This is a genomic window from Pseudomonas sp. PS01297, from assembly GCF_029959305.1.
Taxonomy (GTDB): Bacteria; Pseudomonadota; Gammaproteobacteria; order Pseudomonadales; family Pseudomonadaceae; genus Aquipseudomonas; species Aquipseudomonas helleri.
This window is the reverse complement of record NZ_JASCPQ010000185.1, coordinates 1-3,376: the sequence shown is the minus strand read 5'-3', so window position 1 is coordinate 3,376 and position 3,376 is coordinate 1. Positions and strand designations below refer to the sequence as shown.

Here is a 3,376-nt window from a genome sequence, read left to right as displayed (position 1 = left end):
GAGCTTGCCTCGCGATCTTTTAAACGATCAAAAGATCGCGAGGCAAGCTCGCTCCTACAAAAAAAAGGGGTTACTTACGCCAAACACTCACCAACCATGGCTGTTGGTCGCGGGGCAGGCCGGTGGGGCGGTAGTAGTGTTCCAGCTCGGCAAAACCCGCTGCTGTGAGCAGCGCACGCCAGTGTTCAAGGTCGTGGTATGCGCCGTAGCGCTGGCCATTCCAGCCTTCGCGGTTGTCGCCGCGTGGGTTGGAGCTGAGCAGCACGCCGCCCGGTTTGAGGCTGGCGTGCAGTTCACTCAGCACGCGCTCAAGCGCTTGGGTCGGGACATGAAATAACGAGGCGTTGGCGAAGATGCCGTCGAAGCGTTCAGCCGGCAGATCAAGCTTGAGAAAGTCCTGGTGCCACACTTCACAGCCGCTGTCTTCGCGGGCCATTTGGGTGAAGCGCTCGGTGCCGTCCAGGCCGATGGCGACATGTCCCAAACGGGTGAAGGCTTGCAGGTCGCGGCCAGGGCCACAGCCGAAATCCAGGATGGTGAACGGCGCCGCGCCCTGAAGGTGGCGCAGCAAGGCATCGATGTTCTGGCTGACGTCGTGGTCGCGCGTGCCTTCGCGAAAGCCTTCGGCACTCTGCTGGTAATGCGCCAGGGTAGTGGCAGCAATCTGTTCGAGGGTGGTGGGGTCCAGGGTCATTGCAGGCTCGGTCGGCGGCGGTGTTGCCGCCGACTATACCTCAGCGTTTGTTCAGCACACGCGCCAAACGATCGCCGCCGAGCTGAATCACTGCCACCAGCACCACCAGCAAAACAATCACGGTGAGCATCACCTGGGTGTCAAAGCGCTGGTAACCGTAGCGGTAGGCAATGTCGCCCAAGCCCCCGGCACCAATCGCCCCGGCCATGGCCGAAGAGTTGATCATGGTGACGATGGTGATGGTAAAACCCCCGACAATGCCCGGTAACGCTTCTGGCAGAAGTACGTGCCAGATGATGTGATGCCGTTTGCAGCCCATCGCCTGGGCCGCTTCGATCAGCCCGTGATCCACCTCGCGCAGGCTCACTTCGGCAATGCGCGCAAAAAACGGCGTGGCGGCGATGGTCAGTGGCACGACGGCCGCCCACACACCGTAAGTGGTGCCGACAATCAGGCGGGTAAACGGAATGAGCGCCACCATCAAAATCAGAAACGGGATGGAACGGAACAGGTTTACAAACGCGCCCAGGGCTTTGTTCAGCGCCGGGGCTTCATAGATGCCGCCCTTGCCGCTGGTGACCAGAATCACCGCCAGCGGAATGCCCAGAATCAACGCAATGAGTGACGACACGCCGACCATCAAAAAGGTGTCGATCACGCCCTGCCACAAACGATCAAACCCCATAGCCCAGCACCTCGACTTGTTGTGCCCATTGTTCAGCGCGCTTGCGCAGTTCTTCTGCCCCCAGTGAGGCGCTGGTCACGCTGAGCAGCAGTTGCCCCAGAGCGTGCCCCTGGATTTGCTCGACGCCGCCATGGAGCAAACGCACCTGGCTGCCCAAGGCGTTAAACAGTGCACCCAAATCGGGCTCCTGGGCCTGACCGCCGGTGAAGCGCAGGCGCAGAATCACGCTCGATTGCGATGACTGTGGCGTCGCGCTGATACGGTGTTGCAGTGCCTCGGGCAGGTTGTCTTGCAAGGGAGCGAGCAAGGTTTTGCTGACCTCGTGTTGCGGGTCGCCAAACACTTGCCACACCGGGCCTTGCTCCACGACACGGCCTTGCTCCAGCACCACCACGCGGTGGCAAATGTCGCGGATCACCGCCATTTCGTGGGTGATGAGGATGATGGTCAGGCCCAGGCGCTGGTTGATCTCGCGCAGTAAGCCGAGGATCGACTGGGTGGTTTCCGGGTCGAGGGCCGAAGTGGCCTCGTCGCAGAGCAAAATCTGCGGGTCGTGGACCAGTGCGCGGGCAATGCCCACGCGCTGCTTTTGCCCGCCGGAGAGTTGCGCCGGGTAGGCCGTGTGCTTGCCTTGCAGGCCCACCAGTTCCAGCAACTCGCGGACTTTCTGTTCGCGTTGCGGTTTGGGCACGCCCGCCACCTTGAGCGGCAGCTCGACGTTCTGCCACACCGTCTTGGCCGACATCAGATTGAAGTGCTGAAAGATCATGCCGATCTTGCGGCGCAACCCCACCAGCTTGTCTTCGTCAAACCCGCCGATGTCGATTTGATCAATTAACACCCGCCCGCTGCTGGGCTGCTCAAGGCGGTTGATGGTGCGAATCAACGACGATTTACCGGCGCCGCTGCGACCAATAATGCCGAAGATTTCACCGCGCTGAATCGCCAGATCAATGCCTTTGAGGGCGTCTACCGGGCCTTGGCGGCCGTCATAAGTTTTGCCCACGCCAATAAAGCGCACGTGGGCGTTGGTCAGCTCCGGGTGCAGTTCGGTGCGAACGGCATCGGGCTGCGGCTCGTCGAGCCGGGCGCGATCAAGGGCCAGGTTCATCGTCAGTTCTTCCAGCCAGGTTGGTACAGGGTGCCGTAGGTTTTATCCAGCGAGGCTTTGACCACCGGTGAGTGCTGGTAAATGTCGATGAACTTGGCCAGGCGCGGGTCGTCTTTGCTCTTGGGCTGGATGACGAACTGAATCACGTATTCCGGGTGGTCGATGCCGTCGAACAGGATGGCGGAGGTGGCATCGAAGGTTTTGGCCAGACGGATGTAAGCCGGGTAGCCCTGCACCAGGTCGGCATCGTCGTAGGCGCGCACCAGTTGCACGGCTTCGACTTGCAGGATTTTCAGTTTTTTCGGGTTGTCGGTGATGTCTTCTTCGGTGGCTTTGTAACCCACGCCGGGTTTGAGCGTGATCAGCCCGGCCTTGGCCAGCAATTGCAGGCCGCGACCACTGTTGATCGGGTCGTTGGCGATGGCCACGGTGGCGCCGGTGGGCAGCTCATCGAAGCTTTTGTACTTCTTCGAATACAGGCCCACGTTGTTGATCACGCCCGGTGCGTACGGCACCAGATCAAAGCCGCTGGCGGCCTTGGCGTTCTCCAGAAACGGGATGTGCTGGAAGTAGTTCACGTCAATGTCACCGCTGGCAAGGCTGACGTTGGGGGCGATCCAGTCGGTGAATTCCACCAGTTCAACTTTCAGGCCTTGTTTGTCCGCTTCAGCCACAGCGGCTTCCAGCGGAATGGCGAAAGCGGCGGTGGTGCCGACTTTGAGCGGTTTTTCGGCGGCGAAGGCAAGGCTGCTGAACAGGCCGAGCGCGAGAACCAGAGCGTGTTTTTTGTTCATGAAATTCATCCGGTCAAAAGGGCATCATTCGGTCTTGTAGGAGCGAGCTTGCCTCGCGATCTTTTGATCTTTAAAAGATCGCGAGGCAAGCT

4 protein-coding genes are annotated in these 3,376 nt (G+C 60.3%); all 4 read right to left on the bottom strand.

Going from position 1 to position 3,376, the window contains the following annotated elements:
• Positions 1–70: 70 nt before the first annotated feature.
• The 4 genes from QMX84_RS25990 to QMX84_RS25975 are packed head-to-tail and all read right to left on the bottom strand — an operon-like array spanning position 71 to position 3,284.
• Positions 71–694 carry a class I SAM-dependent methyltransferase gene (locus QMX84_RS25990; RefSeq protein WP_048390915.1) on the bottom strand — a complete coding sequence of 208 codons (624 nt, stop codon included), beginning with the start codon at positions 692–694 and terminating at the stop codon, positions 71–73.
• 40 nt (positions 695–734) lie between these two features.
• On the bottom strand, positions 735–1,379 hold the full coding sequence (locus tag QMX84_RS25985) for a methionine ABC transporter permease (RefSeq protein ID WP_048371085.1): 645 nt from the start codon (positions 1,377–1,379) through the stop codon (positions 735–737).
• Entirely contained in the window at positions 1,369–2,490 is a 1,122-nt protein-coding gene (locus QMX84_RS25980) for an ATP-binding cassette domain-containing protein (protein ID WP_282365120.1), read from the bottom strand. Before QMX84_RS25980 ends, QMX84_RS25985 begins: the two co-directional genes overlap by 11 nt.
• A 2-nt stretch (positions 2,491–2,492) precedes the next feature.
• Positions 2,493–3,284, bottom strand: a complete 792-nt coding sequence (locus QMX84_RS25975; protein ID WP_048371082.1) for a MetQ/NlpA family ABC transporter substrate-binding protein — start codon at positions 3,282–3,284, stop codon at positions 2,493–2,495.
• Positions 3,285–3,376 lie beyond the last annotated feature (92 nt).

Excerpts from the sequence above, each read along its gene's own strand:
- QMX84_RS25990 (WP_048390915.1), bottom strand. The coding sequence starts at position 694 with ATGACCCTGGACCCCACCACCCTCGAACAGATTGCTGCCACTACCCTG.
- QMX84_RS25985 (WP_048371085.1), bottom strand. The coding sequence starts at position 1,379 with ATGGGGTTTGATCGTTTGTGGCAGGGCGTGATCGACACCTTTTTGATG.
- QMX84_RS25980 (WP_282365120.1), bottom strand. The coding sequence starts at position 2,490 with ATGAACCTGGCCCTTGATCGCGCCCGGCTCGACGAGCCGCAGCCCGAT.
- QMX84_RS25975 (WP_048371082.1), bottom strand. The coding sequence starts at position 3,284 with ATGAACAAAAAACACGCTCTGGTTCTCGCGCTCGGCCTGTTCAGCAGC.